This window comes from Desulfosarcina variabilis str. Montpellier (assembly GCF_048565275.1).
In the GTDB taxonomy this organism is placed as follows: Bacteria; Desulfobacterota; Desulfobacteria; order Desulfobacterales; family Desulfosarcinaceae; genus Desulfosarcina; species Desulfosarcina variabilis.
On the sequence record NZ_CP159846.1, the window covers coordinates 6,126,539 to 6,141,520 of the forward strand.

The window sequence follows — 14,982 nt, forward strand, 5'->3', positions numbered from 1 at the left end:
AGGAGCAAACCATGCAGGCCTGTCCCCCCCCCGAAAAGTTCGACAGGCTGCGCCGGCAGGCGGAGGAACGCATTCAAGAGAGTCAACAGCAGAATATTCCCCTCCCTGACGATATGCTGGACCTGATCCACGAGCTTAACATCCACCAGGCAGAACTTGAAATTCAAAACGAAGAACTCAAGCGAGCGCAGCGGGAACTTAGCGATCTTCATCAACAGTATGAACGGCTTTATCAATTCGCGCCATGCGGCTACGTAACCCTGGACCCCCATGGCGTGATCACGCGCGTCAATCATACCGGGGCCGGCCTGCTGGGCGCCCCACGGCAATCGCTGCTGCAGTCGGCCATAAGCGATTACCTTGCCGCCGGCTGGCCGGACACCTTTCTGGAAGCCCGCCACAACGCCGCCAAGACCGGCGAACCACAATCCCTGGAACTGCAGCTGAAAAGGGAAAAGCGATCGCCGCTGTGGGTCCGCGCCGATATCACAACCGAGCGGGATGAAAGCGGCGCGACCCTCCAGTGGCGCGTGGTGCTGATGGACATCAGCCGCGAAAAAGAGGCCGAGGAAGAAAAACAGCAACTGGAAGACCGGCTGCGTCAGGCCCAGAAGATGGAGAGCATCGGCACCCTGGCCAGCGGCGTGGCCCATGATTTCAACAACATTCTCAGCATCATCGTGGGCAACACCGAGCTGATGGCGGATGCTCTGCCCACCGTGAGCCCGTTGATTGACAACCTGAAGGAAATCCGCTCGGCCGCCATGCGGGCCCGCGGGGTGGTCCGGCAGCTGCTGGCCTTTGCCCGCAAGGGTGATACACGGCAGACCCCCTTGGACATCGCTGCCGTCGTGGGCGAGTCCCTGACGCTGATCCGGTCCACCCTGCCCGCCAATATCCATATCCAGCCCCACCTGCCGGAAGGCATCGCTCCGGTCATCAGCAACCGCACCCAAATCCATCAGCTGATCATCAACCTGTGCAGCAATGCGGCCGACGCCATGCTTCCCGCGGGCGGAACGCTCACCGTGGAGATGGCCAATGTCACCCTTGATGCTGCGGACGCCGGCCGTTATGGCCGCCTGCAACCCGGTGCGCACGTCAAGCTGGTGGTGGCCGACACCGGCTGCGGCATGGACAGCGACACCATCGAACACATCTTCGACCCCTATTTCACCACCAAGCCGTTCGGCAAAGGCACGGGCATCGGCCTGGCCGTGGTGCATGGCATTGTCGAGCAGCATGGCGGCGAGATTCGCGTGGAAAGCCAGACAGATCAGGGCACGGTGTTCACCATCCTGTTCCCGGCGTTTCTCGGCCCGGTGGTGAACGAAAGCACCGGGCCACCGGATCTGCTCCGTGGCCATGAGCACATCCTGCTGGTGGATGACGATACCGATATTGCAAAGCTTGGCCAACTCTTGCTCAGTCGGCTGGGCTATACCGTCACCGCCCTCACCGACCCTAACGAAGCGTTGGAAACGGTGCAGGCCGATCCATGGGCCTTCGACCTGGTGATCACGGACATGGCCATGCCCCGTTTGACCGGCGATATGCTGGCCAAGAGGCTGCTTGAGCTGCGGCCGGGCCTGCCCATTCTCCTGTGCACGGGACACAGCGATTCCATCGATGAAATAAAAGCCCGCCAAATCGGAATTGCCGGTTTTTTGATGAAACCTTTGGGCGGAATCGATTATGCGACGGCCGTGCGCCAGGCCATCGACCGGGCTAAAACGACGAGCAATCCAGCAACAGAATGAAATCCCGTAACAAAAGCGAGGCCCCAATGCCTGTTTCTCATCAACCGGACAAAAAATTCGACAGGCTGCGCCGGCAAGCCGAGCAGATGATCAACCCAAACAGACCGCTGGATGTTTCCTCCCCTGACGATATTCTGGAGCTGATCCACAAGCTTCAAATTCACCAGGCCGAACTGGAAATCCAAAACGAAGAACTTAAGCGAGCGCAGCTGGAGCTTTCCGACGTCTATCACCAGTACGAGCAGCTTTACGAATTCGCCCCGTGCGGTTACGTGACCCTGAGCCCCAAAGGTCTTATCACCCGCATCAACCTCACCGCTTTCAACCTGCTGGGAACGCCTAAAAGAAAAATATTAGAAACGGCTTTCAGTCGGTACCTCACCAGCGCCTGTCAGGGTTCATTTCTGGAGGCCCTCCGCAAGGCCGGACGGATCGGTGAGAAACAACGGGTCGAGATGCAGCTAAAAAGGAAAAACGGTCCACCGCTGTGGGTACGGGCCGATATCACGGCCGACCGGGATAAAAATGAAGTGGTCGTCCAGTGGCGCGTGATGCTGATGGATATCGCCCGCGAAAAAGATGCCGAGACGCAAATCCGCCAACTCAACCAAACCCTTGAACAGCGTGTTGCTGAGCGGACGGCCGAGCTGGAACAGCGTGCGGGCCAGCTTCAACAACTGACGTTCGATCTGACCCAGACCGAGGATCGTGAACGAAGGTACCTGGCGGCGATTTTACACGATGATTTTCAGCAGCAGGCAGCCTTTATCAAAATGACGCTTGACCGGCTGAACAGCCGGCCGGATGCCGACATGCAAGACCAACTCGTGCGACTGTCACAGTTCACCGGCGAGTTCATCGACAAAATGCGCCATCTGGCCTATACGCTCAATCCACCCATGCTCAAACATAACGGCCTGCTGGCGGCCCTGAAGGGACTGGCCAGCGATATGCTTCTGCATCACGGGCTGGCCGTGACCCTGCGCGCCCAGGCCGAAGCGGAACCTGTTTCACCGGTATTAGCCTCGATATTGTATCGTTCAATCAGGGAGTTACTTTTGAACGTGGTCAAACATGCCGATGTAAACACGGCGTTGGTCGAGATCCGCATCCGGAACAAGCGAACGCTGATCAAAGTGACCGACAAAGGTAAGGGATTTGATTACCCTGCAGCCAGAAACGGTAAGGGTTGTATGCCGGGGTTTGGTTTGTATAACATCGAGGATCGCATGTTGTTTCTGGGCGGTAGCATGCAGATCACGACCAAACCCGGCAAAGGCTGCAGGGTCGTGTTGACGGTACCCAGAGAGATATCAACGCATTCAAACGCGCCTCTAAAGCCAAGCCGAACCGCCACCGGGAAGCAATCAACGGCGTCTGAAGCAGTCGGGCCGACTGACAGACCGAACGGCGAAAACGCCGTTCGGATCCTGCTGGTGGAAGATCATCAGTTGATTCGCAAGGGGTTGATCGGGCTGCTGCATAGCCACTCGAACCTGACCGTCGTGGGCGAAGGCGTCGATGGCCTCGAGGCGATTAAGCTGGCGGACCGATTAAGGCCTGACGTGATCCTCATGGATGTCACCATGCCCAATATGGATGGGATTGAAGCCACGGCCCGAATCACTCGCCGGCATTTAGATACCCGCATCATCGGTTTGAGTATGCACAACGATGAAGACACCCGCCAAAAAATGATCAATGCCGGTGCAGTAGCCTTTCTGGCCAAAACCGATTCACCGGAGAGCTTAATAGAAACCATCCATCGCGTGAATCGAGACCTCAGAAAATGAAGCCGGCATAGTTGACAACGTTGACAGTTATTATATGGTTATATAGGTTAATCATCTACTATTTTGCCCAATTCTATCCAGATTAGTTGCATACCACGCCCGAGAAAGAATTTCGAGACATGAGCGACTATTCCATCATAATCGCCGATGACCACGCCATGATGCGTGAGGGCATCCGAATAATATTGAACGAAATGAATGGGTTGGCAGTATTGGGAGAGGCCGGAGACGGCCTGGAACTACTCAGGCTGTTGAAAAAAACGGTTCCCGATATGGTAATCCTGGATATCTCCATGCCTGGATTGCGGGGCATTGAAGTGGCCCGGGAAATAAAAAACCGTTATCCGGATATCCACATTCTCATGCTCAGCATGCATAAGAGCGAGGAGTTCTTGTGCATGGCCTTGGCTGCCGGAGCACAGGGTTACCTGCTAAAGGAGGACTCGGGTAACGAACTGCTCAACGCCGTCCAAAAGATAAGAAAAGGCGAAACCTATCTATCAAAAAAACTGGTCGCCAATTTTTCATCATCTATCCTTTCCATTTGTCGAGGCAACTATGAAGCCACCATCAGTCCGCTGACTCACCGAGAACGCCAGGTATTGAAGATGATCGCTGAGGGCAAAACCGATCGACAGATCAGCGATCTCTTATGCATCAGCGTCCGCACGGTTCACCGCCACCATGCCAACATTCGAAACAAGCTCAACCTGAAGCATACCGCGGATTTAGTACGATATGCCATTTCCCAGGGATACGTCGACAATATTTGACGAATCCGTCCGAACGGTGGCTGTTTACGACGTCTTCAACGATTGAAGCGCGATGTTGACCAATCCATCCCCAAAAGACCCGTCACTCAGAGTCAAACGCGTGCGCCGGAAATGCATCGCTGGGTGCAAGGCAGTACTGCTGCCCCCGTTCGTTGACTGCGTTTGGCATCCTGTCAATAAAATATCATACTGAGTATTTTTACCCATAGGCAATGTACTAATTGGGCAGTTTTGCCAATTGTATTGTATCCATTGCTCGCAGTATAAAATAAGTCTGACAGGCGATCGTTTCCCTTCCTGCAATTCGGTCGGATAACAAGCGATACAACAAACAATAATGACCCTGTGCATGTAAACGTTGAAAAATAGACGTAAGACAGCATGGAAAATCGAATTCAGATCGCATCAGCCATGAATAAAAATGCAAGAGGATGATAGCCATGTTCACTACCAAACACAGACCGCGAATGGCATCGGGACACGACATCGATGATCCGCCTCCATTGAATCAGCATTGGCAGCAATCGAACGGCGTCAGGAATGATCCCACCACCAGCCACATTCTGATTGTGGATGATGATCCGGAGCTCCTCAATCTGGTGTCACGTATGGTTGCCTGCTTGGGATACGCTTCCGAGGTTGCAGGAGACGCTATGGATGCGCTTGTTTACCTGAAAAAGAGGTATTACAATCTCGTGCTTACGGATTACAATATGCCCTTTATCGATGGTTATCAACTGGCGGATCAGATTAAAAGATGCAACGCCGGGACGAAAGTGATTATCATGACCGGCCATTGTGAGGAGGCGATCATAACCATGCTGAACGCATCCGATGCAGTGGATGGGTTGTTGCTCAAGCCTTTCAATCTAGTTACCTTGAAAGAAAAAATCGATGTCGTAAGCCAACTGCAGGTTGACTCGTTGGCGATTTAACGCATCCCTATCCGTAAACGGCTAATTTACCAATTCTTTGGATGGCCACCAACGACAAAACAGGTAAACGGCAACTAACATCTTACCAATTATTTGCGAACATCACTTACACAACCCAGTTAAAAAGTGAACCCTCAATAGACGATCGCGAATCCATTATTGACGGGATAATTGAATAAAATTTTGAGGATACTGGCAGCGTTAGCCAGGGTCAGCCTTTTGCTGAACAAGCTATCAGCAGCCAAATGCCTTTCGTCCATATTAAAAAAGGAAATGATATGGCCAAAAATTTTCGCGTTTGAACCAAGGAGATCATCATGAGCAGCCAAGCGAAGCATCCTCGCGTATTGGTGGTGACGCCGGAAGTGACCTTTGTTCCTCACGGCATGGGACCGGGAGCGCGGTCGATTTCCGCGCGGGCCGGCGGATTGGGCGATATATGCACGGCCCAGATTCATGCCTTGTTTGAGGCGGGTTTCGATGTTCACTTAGCGATGCCCAACTATCGCAACGTATTCAAGATCAATGCCCATCGTATGCCGGGAGTGGATCTGCATTCCCGTATGCGGGAGCTGCCAGAAAGCCGGATCCATCTGGCCCAGGATCGGTCTTTCTACTATCATCCCAAACTGTTCCTATCCACCGACTGGGATACGATCCGCATCGCCCTGGCATTTCAGCGCGAGGTGATCAACCTGATTATTCCGGAAGTCCAGCCGGATCTGATTCATTGTTATGACTGGATGACCGGATTGATCCCGGCCATGGCCCGCCGTATGGGAATCCCCAGTGTCTTTAGCATGTATCGGCTCGACTCCCCCCAGCTACTGCTATCAACCATCGAAGAGCGGGGGATTGATGCCGCCGCCTTCTGGCAACATTGTTATTATTCCCGCATGCCCGTCAACTACGAAGAGACGCGCACCACCAATCCGGTGGACATGCTGACCACAGGGGTGTTTGCCGCCCACCTGGCCACCGCCTTTAGTCAGACCTTTCTGAACACCCTGATGGATGGACAGGATCGTGGGGCTCCTCCCATGCTCAAGGCCGAGCTGTTCAACAAACTGCACGCCGGGACGCTTTCGGCCATTGCACCGGCACCGGACCCGTCCTTCAATCCAGCAACGGATCGGGCCTTGATTCGGGCTTACGGCCCGGATTTCCATGCGGTCGTCAAGCCGTACAATAAATTGTACCTCCAGGAAAGCATGCACCTGCCCATGGATTCGACCGTCCCGGTTTGTTTCTGGCCCACGCGCCTGGATGGGGCACGACCCGGCTGGCGGCTTTTAGCTGATACCTTAGAGACGATCTTGGAACGCTACCGTGAGCAACACTTGCAAGTCGTATTTGTGGCTGAAGGCGATTGCCAGGATCAATTGCGGACCCTGATCGATCGTCTGCATGCCGGAACTCGGGTGGCGGTGTGTGATTTCGATGCCCGGTGCTACCGACTGGCCTATGCCGGTTCGGATTTTGTGCTCATGCCCCTGTACCTTGATCCCTGTGCGCTGCCTTGCAGGATCGGCCAACGCTATGGGTGCCTGCCCATCGGCCATGATGCAGGCGCCATCCACGACTGCGTCGAGCACCTGGACGCAGGAGCCAACCGCGGCTCCGGATTTTTGTTCAAGCATTTCGATGCCGCCGGCCTGCTCTGGGCCATCGACCAGGCCATGGCCTTTTACGCGCATCCGCCTGAGTGGCGAGCCTGTCAGGTAGAGCGGATCATGACTGAAAGCCTGTCGCGCTTTGACCCCGACGAAATGGCCCGTCAGACCGTAAATCTCTATGGATGTGCCCTCGATCGACCGCTGGTGAAACCGTTGACGGAATCGGATCTCGCGCTTGAACCGCAGATTGCGGCCTGATGCAGTGGTGTCAATTCTTCTTCAATGTGGAACGTACGCTTAGGTTTTTAAAAAAAATTCTAAAGTATCTGAAAGATCTGCCGATAAAAATATTTTAATGCTTCAAAATCAACTTATAGACGGGGCCTCTTAATGGGTGGGGGCCTTGTCACTTTTAGCACCCCGCATGAAGACCGGCCCCTTAAGGCCGGTCTTCCATATTGATGCCATCGAAACGATGTTTCATCGGATTCATAAAGCTCGGCAATCGAATACATACCGTGTTTGCCATTCCGGCGGAGCCCGGAATCCAGGCATGTAGTGGTGAATCAGTCGCTTAAGGATTGGGGATGTTCGTATTTTCTTACAAAGGTATTTATCTTCTTTCTTCTATATCCTTTTTTCTGACAAAGTCTTTTTCCCGTAGTGTGGATTTAACCCACCCATTAGATATTGGTATGTAGTCCAACCCCTACCCTTTTTTGAATGAATTGTGATCGACATGATTTAGTCTGCACCACCGTTTAAGCGATGGTGCATCTTACATTGTATGGAATCCTATGGATCAGCCAATCAGCGAGTTTCAGGAATTTTCTTTCCTCAACCAGACTCATGCAGAAACGGTAGAGCAGGCAATAATATCCGTCCGGCATTAAATTGATGGATCGCATATCAAAAAGCTTTTTTTCAGCCCACGTGTAAAGACGCATGTCATCCGTACGAACCGCAATATATCGTAAACTCATCAGTGCAGCTTTTTTCATTCGTTTCATATTGGTCCATCCCCAATTTTCTGTATTGCTTCGGATCATCGGAAATCCACTTCAATCGTTTTTGCATTGGCGTGCAGCGATATTGCTCAGTAAGGCCAGCACACAGAAACCGTAGAGTAATGCCAGAAGCTTTAAATCCAATATGGGTAAAAAAGGAGGGGATTCATAGTAAGAACCTACCCATTATCAATGCTCGTTCATCGCCGCATTGACCGCGTTGACCGCCGCTTTACCGTCGTCGAAAAGCAACAGCGCATTAGTTGTTGTTCAGTACGAAACCGGTGGCACAGGCAGCAATCCCGGAGTAGGAATTGAGCACGGCAATGACCACCGAGATGACGAATACTTTCTGCATTCAACCGCCGAAGCAATCATACAGGGGAATTCACCAGAGCGCTTCCAATCGGCATGTTTTTTTCGTTACCTGGACGGTGCTGCTTGTGGTACATGGGTCCATCATTCATTCTCAACAGGAGCGAATCCATTGCCGTGGGACACAATTTATCTGGGATGTATTGCTTTTGCTGCCGGGTTGGTCCAGGGATTCAGCGGATTCGGCGTGGTACTGGTGGCCCTGCCACTGATGGCGCTGATTATCGATGTCAAAATCGCCATTCCACTCGTATTGATGCTGGGCATGGTGGTGAACATCATCCTGGCGATGCAATTGGCCCGCAATATTGAAATCCGTGAGTGTCTGCCCCTGATCGTCATGTCTTTGCCAGGCATCCCGATAGGGGTCTACACCTTAAAAGTCGTGGGACCACGGCCGCTGGAAATGCTGGTGGGCATCGTCATTCTCCTCACCGTTGGCACATTTTTGTTTTTGAAACCCGGCGCCAGAAAGCTGTCCAAAGGCTGGGGCTGGATCGCAGGACTGGCCGCCGGCTTCCTTGGCGGCAGCATCGGCGCAGCAGGTCCGCCGGTGATCATTTATACCACCCTGCAACCATGGGCCAAACACAAGATCAAGTCCACCATGGTCGGGTTTTTCTTCATCCTCGGGCTTGGGATTATTATCACGCATCTGATTTCAGGTATCATTACCCCCACCGTCTGGCGCTACTGGACTATCTGTGTGGGGCCGCTTGCACTGGGCGTACTACTCGGTATTGGCCTTTACGGCCGAAGCAGTGCAACCATTTACCAGCGGATTGCCATGCTCCTTCTGGCAATCCTCGGTCTTCTCCTGTTGCTCAAAGGATAAGGCGCCTTCGGCCAATATCAAAATAGACCATGGAAACATCGCCATGACAGTCGTCATCCTTACGATATTATCGCTTTTGCTGGTGGGTCTGACCCTGCTGCCCATGTGGCGACACGAGGCGTGGTGGATACGGTCCTGGGATTTCCCTCGTTTTCAGTTATCCGTTGTTGCGCTGATCATCATCGCTTTCGATCTGATGCTTCTGGATTTTTCGGTAACAGGACCATTATTTCTTGGTACGGATGATGGTAACGACCAGCCAGAGCCCCAATACCACGGACAACAGATACCCGATCACCCCCAGTGCCGGAAAGCCAAACAGATAGGGGCCGATGCCTGTGGTGATGATCATGGACGACCCCATTATAATGGCCGCAACAATGATCGCCATGGTCAATCGATTGGACGCATTCTCAATCGACTGGGCCAGTTTTTCCAGTTTGTTGTGGTTGAGTTGCAGTCTCAGATCACCACTGTCCAACTTGCTGATGATCTGCTGAAGCTGGCGGGGAATTTCTCGTTGATAGGACCACAGATTGGCGAAAGAATTTCGCAGATTACGCCAGATGACGTCAGGCTGAAAGCGGGCCTTTGCCAGACGCTTCACGGATTCACGGACCTCGGCAATCACATTGAGCTCCGGATAAACCTGCCTGGCCGCCCCTTCGGCAGTCACCAGGGCCTTGATCATGATCACGTAATCGGTCGGTAGACGCAGCTGATGATTACGGATAATGACCATCACATCCATCAGCATCTGTCCAATTTCAACATCCTTAATGGGCAGCGCATGGTAGGTGTCGAGCAGAGACAACAGATCCCTTTCGAGCGATAGCGGATGTTGATCACCACCCGTTGGTTGACATAATCGAAGGAAACCACGACACACTACCCACCTCGACGGTTTTCCTCAAAGTGTAGAAATAATACGCAACCGACACCCATTGCAAGGACAATCCCTGCAAGTTCTCGGATGGACACACCGAGATGGAAAATTAAATTTGACACTGGTTCTGCCAGACGGGAGCCGATCGCTCATTCCGGCCGATTGGACTGATCTGAATGAAGGCAACTCCACAGCGACTATCCGCCTTCCGGCATCTAATTTGATTGCCACTACAAGCCACTTGCTCCATACACGCAATATAGTGGATGCTCTTCTTTGTAAGCTCAATTCTTCAAAACAAGAATCGAAAAAAGCTTCAAAGGAGGGCCGCAATCATGCCAAGACAAATGCAACTTTGGGCCACCCCAAAAGAATCGCCTCAGTCTCAGAAAATTTGGAGAAACCTCGAACATCAGCTTCAAAAAGACGTCATCGCCGCTCTGGCAAACCTGATTTGCAAAATGGTTCTTTCACAAGACGCAAATCAGAGTCAGGAGGAAAGCCATGAGCGATAGCAGAAAAGTAACATCAACCCACTTGCAACGATGCGCATACGTGTATGTACGTCAATCAACAGCCGCTCAGGTTGAATATAACCGAGAGTCTACCGATCGACAATATAAGTTGGTCGACCGAGCCATTGGTTTGGGTTGGCCCAAGCAACAGGTAACGGTTATAGATGACGATCTTGCTCAATCCGGATCCAGTACGATACAGCGCAGTGGATTTACAACAATGACCGCAGAGGTTGCCTTAGGCCAGGTTGGACTGATTCTTTCCATCGAGGTCTCCAGGGTAGCCCGCAACAACGCGGATTGGTATCGACTGCTTGATTTGTGTAGTGTCACCGACACGCTGATTGGTGATGAGGACGGCTTGTACCATCCGGGGCTTTTCAATGATCGACTGCTACTTGGATTGAAAGGAACCATGGCCGAGGCCGAACTGCATGTGATACGTGCCAGGCTCGAAGGAGGCATTCGCAATAAGGCAGCCCGTGGTGAATTGCGCCGTGGGCTACCAGTCGGTTTTATCTGGGGTGAACAGGATGGTGAAGTCCTAATGCATCCAGACCAGGCAGTCACCGGAGCTATTCGTACTGTTTTTGAAAAATTTGCTCAGATAGGGTCAGTCCGCCAAGTATGGCTTTGGTTCCAATCCAACCAACTGAATTTCCCACTGCAAACAACCACTTTGCCAGAGATAACATGGGTTGCGGCCAGTTACCACGCCATTCACTCGGTCTTAACGAATCCGGTCTATGCAGGCGTTTATGCTTATGGTAAAACAAAACAAGAATCCTTCGTGGATGAATTCGGGCAGGTAAAAAAACGAGTCAAGCGTTTGCCTCAAAAACAATGGGCGGTATTGATCCAGGATCACCATAAAGGATTTATCGACTGGGAGACCTACGAGATGATTCAGGCTCGAATTGCCAAAAACACCAGACCTGTTGAACATCAAGCCACAGGAGCTGTTCGAGAAGGTGCGGCGCTGCTGCAAGGTCTCGCCACCTGTGGCAAATGCGGTCGTCGGCTCAGAGTTTACTACCAAGGGAAGTATTCTACTCCCGGATATTATTGCGCTGCGAGTCAAGCCATGGAAGGTCGGGCTCGTTATTGTATGCGTGTCGGTGGTGTCAAAATCGATGAAGCAGTAGGCAATGCTTTCCTTGAGGCCATCACTCCTGCCGCAATGAAAGCGGCGTTGCTTGCCGAGAAAAACATTGCAGCGGATTATGACGCTGCTCTTGAACAATGGCGTCTGCAAGTTGAACGAACCAGGTACGAGGCTGATCGTGCACAACGTCGCTATCATGCAGTAGAGCCAGAAAATCGTCTTGTGGCTCGCACATTAGAGACACAGTGGGAATTATCTCTAAGCGATCTCAAAGATGCAGAGAGAGAACTTGAGCGGCGTCAAAAGCAAAGACCTGGAAAATTAACACCTGAGCAGCGCAACAGCATTCTTAGTTTGGGTAAGGATCTCAAACGCGTTTGGCAAGCACCCACGACAACTGATCGCGATAGAAAAGAGCTGCTTCATATTCTTCTTGAAGAAGTAAACATCTCTTTAAAACGAAAAGAGAACAAAGCTCATTTGATCCTGCGATGGAAAACAGGCAATATCTGTGAGCACGAAGTAAATTTGCAATATAAAAACGTTCCCCCTCTCCGGACTGATCAAGACACTATCGAGCTTGTGCGCCGTCTTGCCGCGCACTATCCTGATGCAGTTATTACCGGCATACTCAATCGGCAAGGTAGAAAGACCGCTCGCGGTGATCGGTTCACCGCAAACAAGGTCGGAAATTTACGCCGGTATTGGAAAATCCCCCGATTCGATGCTTCGACGGTTCCCACCGATGGAAAATTGGTAACGATCACAAAGGCGGCCGAAATACTCGGCATTGCTGCTTCAACAGTCCATCGCTGGCTTGCTGACGGTTTCATCGCCGGTGAACAGATCACAGCAGGAGCACCCTGGCAAATTCGCATGACTGATGATCTGCGGTCTCGCTTTATCGAAAAAGCCCCCGAGGGATACGTGACGATGAAGGAAGCCAAAAGCATTCTCGGTGTTTCACGGCAAACGGTGTTGCAACATGTAAAGCGCGGGGAGCTAAAAGCCGTTCATGTTCGTCGCGGCAAACAAATTGGCTTATATATTAAAGTGTTAAGCAAACAGATAGGTCTCTTTTAATCCTTTCATAAAAAGGGGGGCATTATGGCGAGGGCTCCAAGCAGACTGTGCATCAGCGCATCGCTGTCTTTTTCCACCACTGCACGCAACAGCTCGGTCAATTCAAAACGATCCTTTTCCGTCAACCGGCCCACCATGCCCCAGTCGATAATGCACAGATTCATCTGCTCCGTTACCAGCAAGTTGCCCGGATGCGGATCGGCATGAAAAAAACCATCTTCGAGTATCTGCTTGGTCGCCGCGGCCAATCCCTGCTTGGCAATCTGCTCGCCATCATAAATCGATCCGGGAACGATTTCAGCGTACCTGGCACCCTGCACAAACTCCATCACCAGTATTTTTTCGGTAGAATAATCCTCATACCCGTCAGGCACATAAACGGGGGTATCGGCTGCGTTTGCCCTGGCGATCTTCATATTTCGCAACTCTGCCCTGAAGTCGAGTTCGGTAACCATGTGCCTTCGAATGATCTGAACCAGTTCAGGCAGATCGTACGATTTCAGTTCTTCAAATTTCTTGTCCAGAAAGTCCGCCAACGTTTCCAGGATGTCCAGGTCCGCCTGAATCATGTCTTGAATTCCAGGCCGTTGAATTTTAACCGAGACGATGTCTCCCTCCTGCCTGAGCACCCCCTTGTGGACCTGGGATAAGGATGCCGCGGCAATGGGCTCGACATCGAAGACCGAGAACACCTCATCGATGGTTTTTCCCAGGTTATCCTGAACCACCTGTTCGACTTCGGCCAACGAGACCCCCGGTACCGCATCCTGGAGTTTTTCAAGCTCATCCAGCAGCTCGCTGGGCAACAGATCCGGCCGCAGACTCATGATCTGACCGAATTTGACAAACGTGGGGCCTAAATCTTCAATTGCGGATCGGATGCGTGCATGCACGCCAATGTCCGCTGGTGTCGTGCTGATTTTTCGTACCAGCCCGGCACCGGGAAGTTCGATGTGCTGAACAATCTCTTCGAATCCATACTTTGCCAAGATCGTCACGATCTCTCTAAAGCGTTTAATATTTCTCAAATCATTCAATTGCATAGGCACGTCCTGGTTAAAGGATTGAAATCTATGAAAGTGAGATGCAAAAGTAACCATACTGGTGCGTAATGTCCAGCCAAGCCTGAAGATTTACGCACCGTCGGCATTCCCCCAACGGGGGATAGAATTGTGTTGCGCATCAGACTGGAATCGCAATTCGCTTCCCACGGTATGCAGGTTTAACAGACAGTCTTTCCGGTGATACAAAGGCAACTACACCCGATACAGCGCGTCTTTACGGTATCGACCTTATGTTAATTCTGTTCACAAAGACACAGTATATTTTATTCAGAAACGGCGGAAACACCGCCAACCCCATTTATGGCAAAGCCAAAACACAAATGAAAGGAAAACGACATGACTGACATGCCGATGAGAGATACAACCGGAAAATGTGTTGGTGACTGCAATGATCAGGTAAGTAAAATTGATGAATCCGTGGGTGTGCGCATGCCTGGCCATGACCAGACTGGTCTTGGCCAGAATCAGATCACATCCTGATCTACGCGTCTGTTCAGCCAATTGTTCGATGGCGTGTCCTCGAGACGTATCTATTGAGATATGACGAATATAGACCGCCATGATACGATCCGGGTTCTCACTATTTGCAGCGACCCTGGTTCTTTTTCAATCGGGCGCGCATCATTATCTGCCACCGCCTGAAGCCTGGTATGCCTTAGGGGGATTATGCTCAAGATCGAGCAGGGACTGCAGCGTCACTCGTATCTTCTTCTAAGATCTCTTCCACATAAATGCTGTCTACCAATACGACAGAACAGGCCACCAAGGGAATCGCCAGCACAACACCGATAAAACCAATCAGATCCAAGATGATTTGAGATCCGTGTAGACCAGGCGCGCATCTTCGTGTTTACGCCGGATACCGTCCAGGTCGATGGTCGGCTGTGTCTCGTCTCGCATCTTTGCTTTCCGGGTGATGGATTCGATGGTTGTGTTAAACTGGTTCATGCGGGATTCGATTTCGGCGAGATATTTGGATTTGCTCTCCATTTGGGTTTTCCTTTCCATCGGAATTTGATTTTTTTCCGTGTGGACTTATCATTGGTCATCCGGTCCACGTCCTTTTTCAATGGTTACAAAGTAAGCACTTTCCGTGTGGTGAAATATGGGTTGCAGAACCTCTATATTTATCTGTCTGATCCGGAGTATCTGATTTTTTTTCTGCAACCAATACACTGTCCGACGACCTGAAATCAGTAGACCAGCCCATACCCGCCGATCGGTTATTGCGCTAT

At 51.6% G+C, this 14,982-nt stretch carries 14 protein-coding genes; 8 read left to right on the plus strand and 6 right to left on the minus strand.

The genetic code is table 11. The features are described from left to right. Positions 1–11 precede the first annotated feature (11 nt). From Dvar_RS27585 to Dvar_RS27600, 4 genes are all read left to right on the plus strand, one after another. Positions 12–1,760, plus strand: coding sequence for a hybrid sensor histidine kinase/response regulator (locus Dvar_RS27585; RefSeq protein ID WP_419656356.1), 1,749 nt, complete (start codon positions 12–14; stop codon positions 1,758–1,760). Between the two features lie 26 nt (positions 1,761–1,786). Then, positions 1,787–3,553, plus strand: coding sequence for a response regulator (locus Dvar_RS27590; protein ID WP_419656357.1), 1,767 nt, complete (start codon positions 1,787–1,789; stop codon positions 3,551–3,553). Positions 3,554–3,672: 119 nt separating this feature from the next. Then, entirely contained in the window at positions 3,673–4,326 is a 654-nt protein-coding gene (locus Dvar_RS27595) for a response regulator (RefSeq protein WP_419656358.1), read from the plus strand. 440 nt (positions 4,327–4,766) lie between these two features. Continuing rightward, on the plus strand, positions 4,767–5,261 hold the full coding sequence (locus Dvar_RS27600) for a response regulator (protein ID WP_419656359.1): 495 nt from the start codon (positions 4,767–4,769) through the stop codon (positions 5,259–5,261). A gap of 134 nt (positions 5,262–5,395) precedes the next feature. Here Dvar_RS27600 and Dvar_RS27605 read toward each other — a convergent pair whose 3' ends face one another. After that, the gene (locus Dvar_RS27605; RefSeq protein WP_419656360.1) at positions 5,396–5,590 is read right to left on the minus strand and encodes a hypothetical protein; all 195 of its coding nucleotides are present in this window, start codon (positions 5,588–5,590) and stop codon (positions 5,396–5,398) included. Between Dvar_RS27605 and Dvar_RS27610 the strand changes: the two genes are divergently transcribed. Further along, positions 5,579–7,135: a glycogen synthase gene (locus Dvar_RS27610; protein ID WP_419656361.1), complete on the plus strand. Its 1,557-nt coding sequence runs from the start codon at positions 5,579–5,581 to the stop codon at positions 7,133–7,135. The genes Dvar_RS27605 and Dvar_RS27610 overlap by 12 nt on opposite strands. 503 nt (positions 7,136–7,638) lie before the next feature. Here Dvar_RS27610 and Dvar_RS27615 read toward each other — a convergent pair. After that, positions 7,639–7,887: a hypothetical protein gene (locus Dvar_RS27615; protein WP_419656362.1), complete on the minus strand. Its 249-nt coding sequence runs from the start codon at positions 7,885–7,887 to the stop codon at positions 7,639–7,641. Between the two features lie 484 nt (positions 7,888–8,371). On the opposite strand from Dvar_RS27615, the gene Dvar_RS27620 reads away from it, so the two are divergent. After that, positions 8,372–9,094 carry a sulfite exporter TauE/SafE family protein gene (locus tag Dvar_RS27620; RefSeq protein ID WP_419656363.1) on the plus strand — a complete coding sequence of 241 codons (723 nt, stop codon included), beginning with the start codon at positions 8,372–8,374 and terminating at the stop codon, positions 9,092–9,094. Between the two features lie 226 nt (positions 9,095–9,320). Here the strand turns inward: Dvar_RS27620 and Dvar_RS27625 are convergent, their stop codons facing one another. Beyond that, on the minus strand, positions 9,321–9,908 hold the full coding sequence (locus Dvar_RS27625) for a hypothetical protein (protein ID WP_419656364.1): 588 nt from the start codon (positions 9,906–9,908) through the stop codon (positions 9,321–9,323). Between the two features lie 407 nt (positions 9,909–10,315). Between Dvar_RS27625 and Dvar_RS27630 the strand changes: the two genes are divergently transcribed. Both Dvar_RS27630 and Dvar_RS27635 read left to right on the plus strand, forming a co-directional pair. Further along, a complete protein-coding gene (locus Dvar_RS27630) occupies positions 10,316–10,495 on the plus strand; it encodes a hypothetical protein (RefSeq protein WP_419656365.1) in 180 nt (59 codons plus the stop codon). After that, positions 10,485–12,683, plus strand: a complete 2,199-nt coding sequence (locus Dvar_RS27635; RefSeq protein ID WP_419656366.1) for a recombinase family protein — start codon at positions 10,485–10,487, stop codon at positions 12,681–12,683. Before Dvar_RS27630 ends, Dvar_RS27635 begins: the two co-directional genes overlap by 11 nt. A 5-nt stretch (positions 12,684–12,688) precedes the next feature. Here Dvar_RS27635 and Dvar_RS27640 read toward each other — a convergent pair whose 3' ends face one another. From Dvar_RS27640 to Dvar_RS27650, 3 genes are all read right to left on the minus strand, one after another. Next, entirely contained in the window at positions 12,689–13,726 is a 1,038-nt protein-coding gene (locus Dvar_RS27640; RefSeq protein WP_419656367.1) for an ABC1 kinase family protein, read from the minus strand. Between the two features lie 288 nt (positions 13,727–14,014). Next, positions 14,015–14,308 carry a hypothetical protein gene (locus Dvar_RS27645; protein WP_419656368.1) on the minus strand — a complete coding sequence of 98 codons (294 nt, stop codon included), beginning with the start codon at positions 14,306–14,308 and terminating at the stop codon, positions 14,015–14,017. A 237-nt stretch (positions 14,309–14,545) separates the two neighbouring features. Then, positions 14,546–14,737 carry a hypothetical protein gene (locus Dvar_RS27650; protein WP_419656369.1) on the minus strand — a complete coding sequence of 64 codons (192 nt, stop codon included), beginning with the start codon at positions 14,735–14,737 and terminating at the stop codon, positions 14,546–14,548. Between the last annotated feature and the right edge of the window lie 245 nt (positions 14,738–14,982).

What these genes read in the sequence shown, in the direction of transcription:
- Dvar_RS27585 (WP_419656356.1), top strand. Translation starts at nt 12, where the DNA reads ATGCAGGCCTGTCCCCCCCCCGAAAAGTTCGACAGGCTGCGCCGGCAG.
- Dvar_RS27590 (WP_419656357.1), top strand. Translation starts at nt 1,787, where the DNA reads ATGCCTGTTTCTCATCAACCGGACAAAAAATTCGACAGGCTGCGCCGG.
- Dvar_RS27595 (WP_419656358.1), top strand. Translation starts at nt 3,673, where the DNA reads ATGAGCGACTATTCCATCATAATCGCCGATGACCACGCCATGATGCGT.
- Dvar_RS27600 (WP_419656359.1), top strand. Translation starts at nt 4,767, where the DNA reads ATGTTCACTACCAAACACAGACCGCGAATGGCATCGGGACACGACATC.
- Dvar_RS27610 (WP_419656361.1), top strand. Translation starts at nt 5,579, where the DNA reads ATGAGCAGCCAAGCGAAGCATCCTCGCGTATTGGTGGTGACGCCGGAA.
- Dvar_RS27615 (WP_419656362.1), bottom strand. Translation starts at nt 7,887, where the DNA reads ATGAAACGAATGAAAAAAGCTGCACTGATGAGTTTACGATATATTGCG.
- Dvar_RS27630 (WP_419656365.1), top strand. Translation starts at nt 10,316, where the DNA reads ATGCCAAGACAAATGCAACTTTGGGCCACCCCAAAAGAATCGCCTCAG.
- Dvar_RS27635 (WP_419656366.1), top strand. Translation starts at nt 10,485, where the DNA reads ATGAGCGATAGCAGAAAAGTAACATCAACCCACTTGCAACGATGCGCA.
- Dvar_RS27640 (WP_419656367.1), bottom strand. Translation starts at nt 13,726, where the DNA reads ATGCAATTGAATGATTTGAGAAATATTAAACGCTTTAGAGAGATCGTG.
- Dvar_RS27645 (WP_419656368.1), bottom strand. Translation starts at nt 14,308, where the DNA reads ATGGCGGTCTATATTCGTCATATCTCAATAGATACGTCTCGAGGACAC.
- Dvar_RS27650 (WP_419656369.1), bottom strand. Translation starts at nt 14,737, where the DNA reads ATGGAGAGCAAATCCAAATATCTCGCCGAAATCGAATCCCGCATGAAC.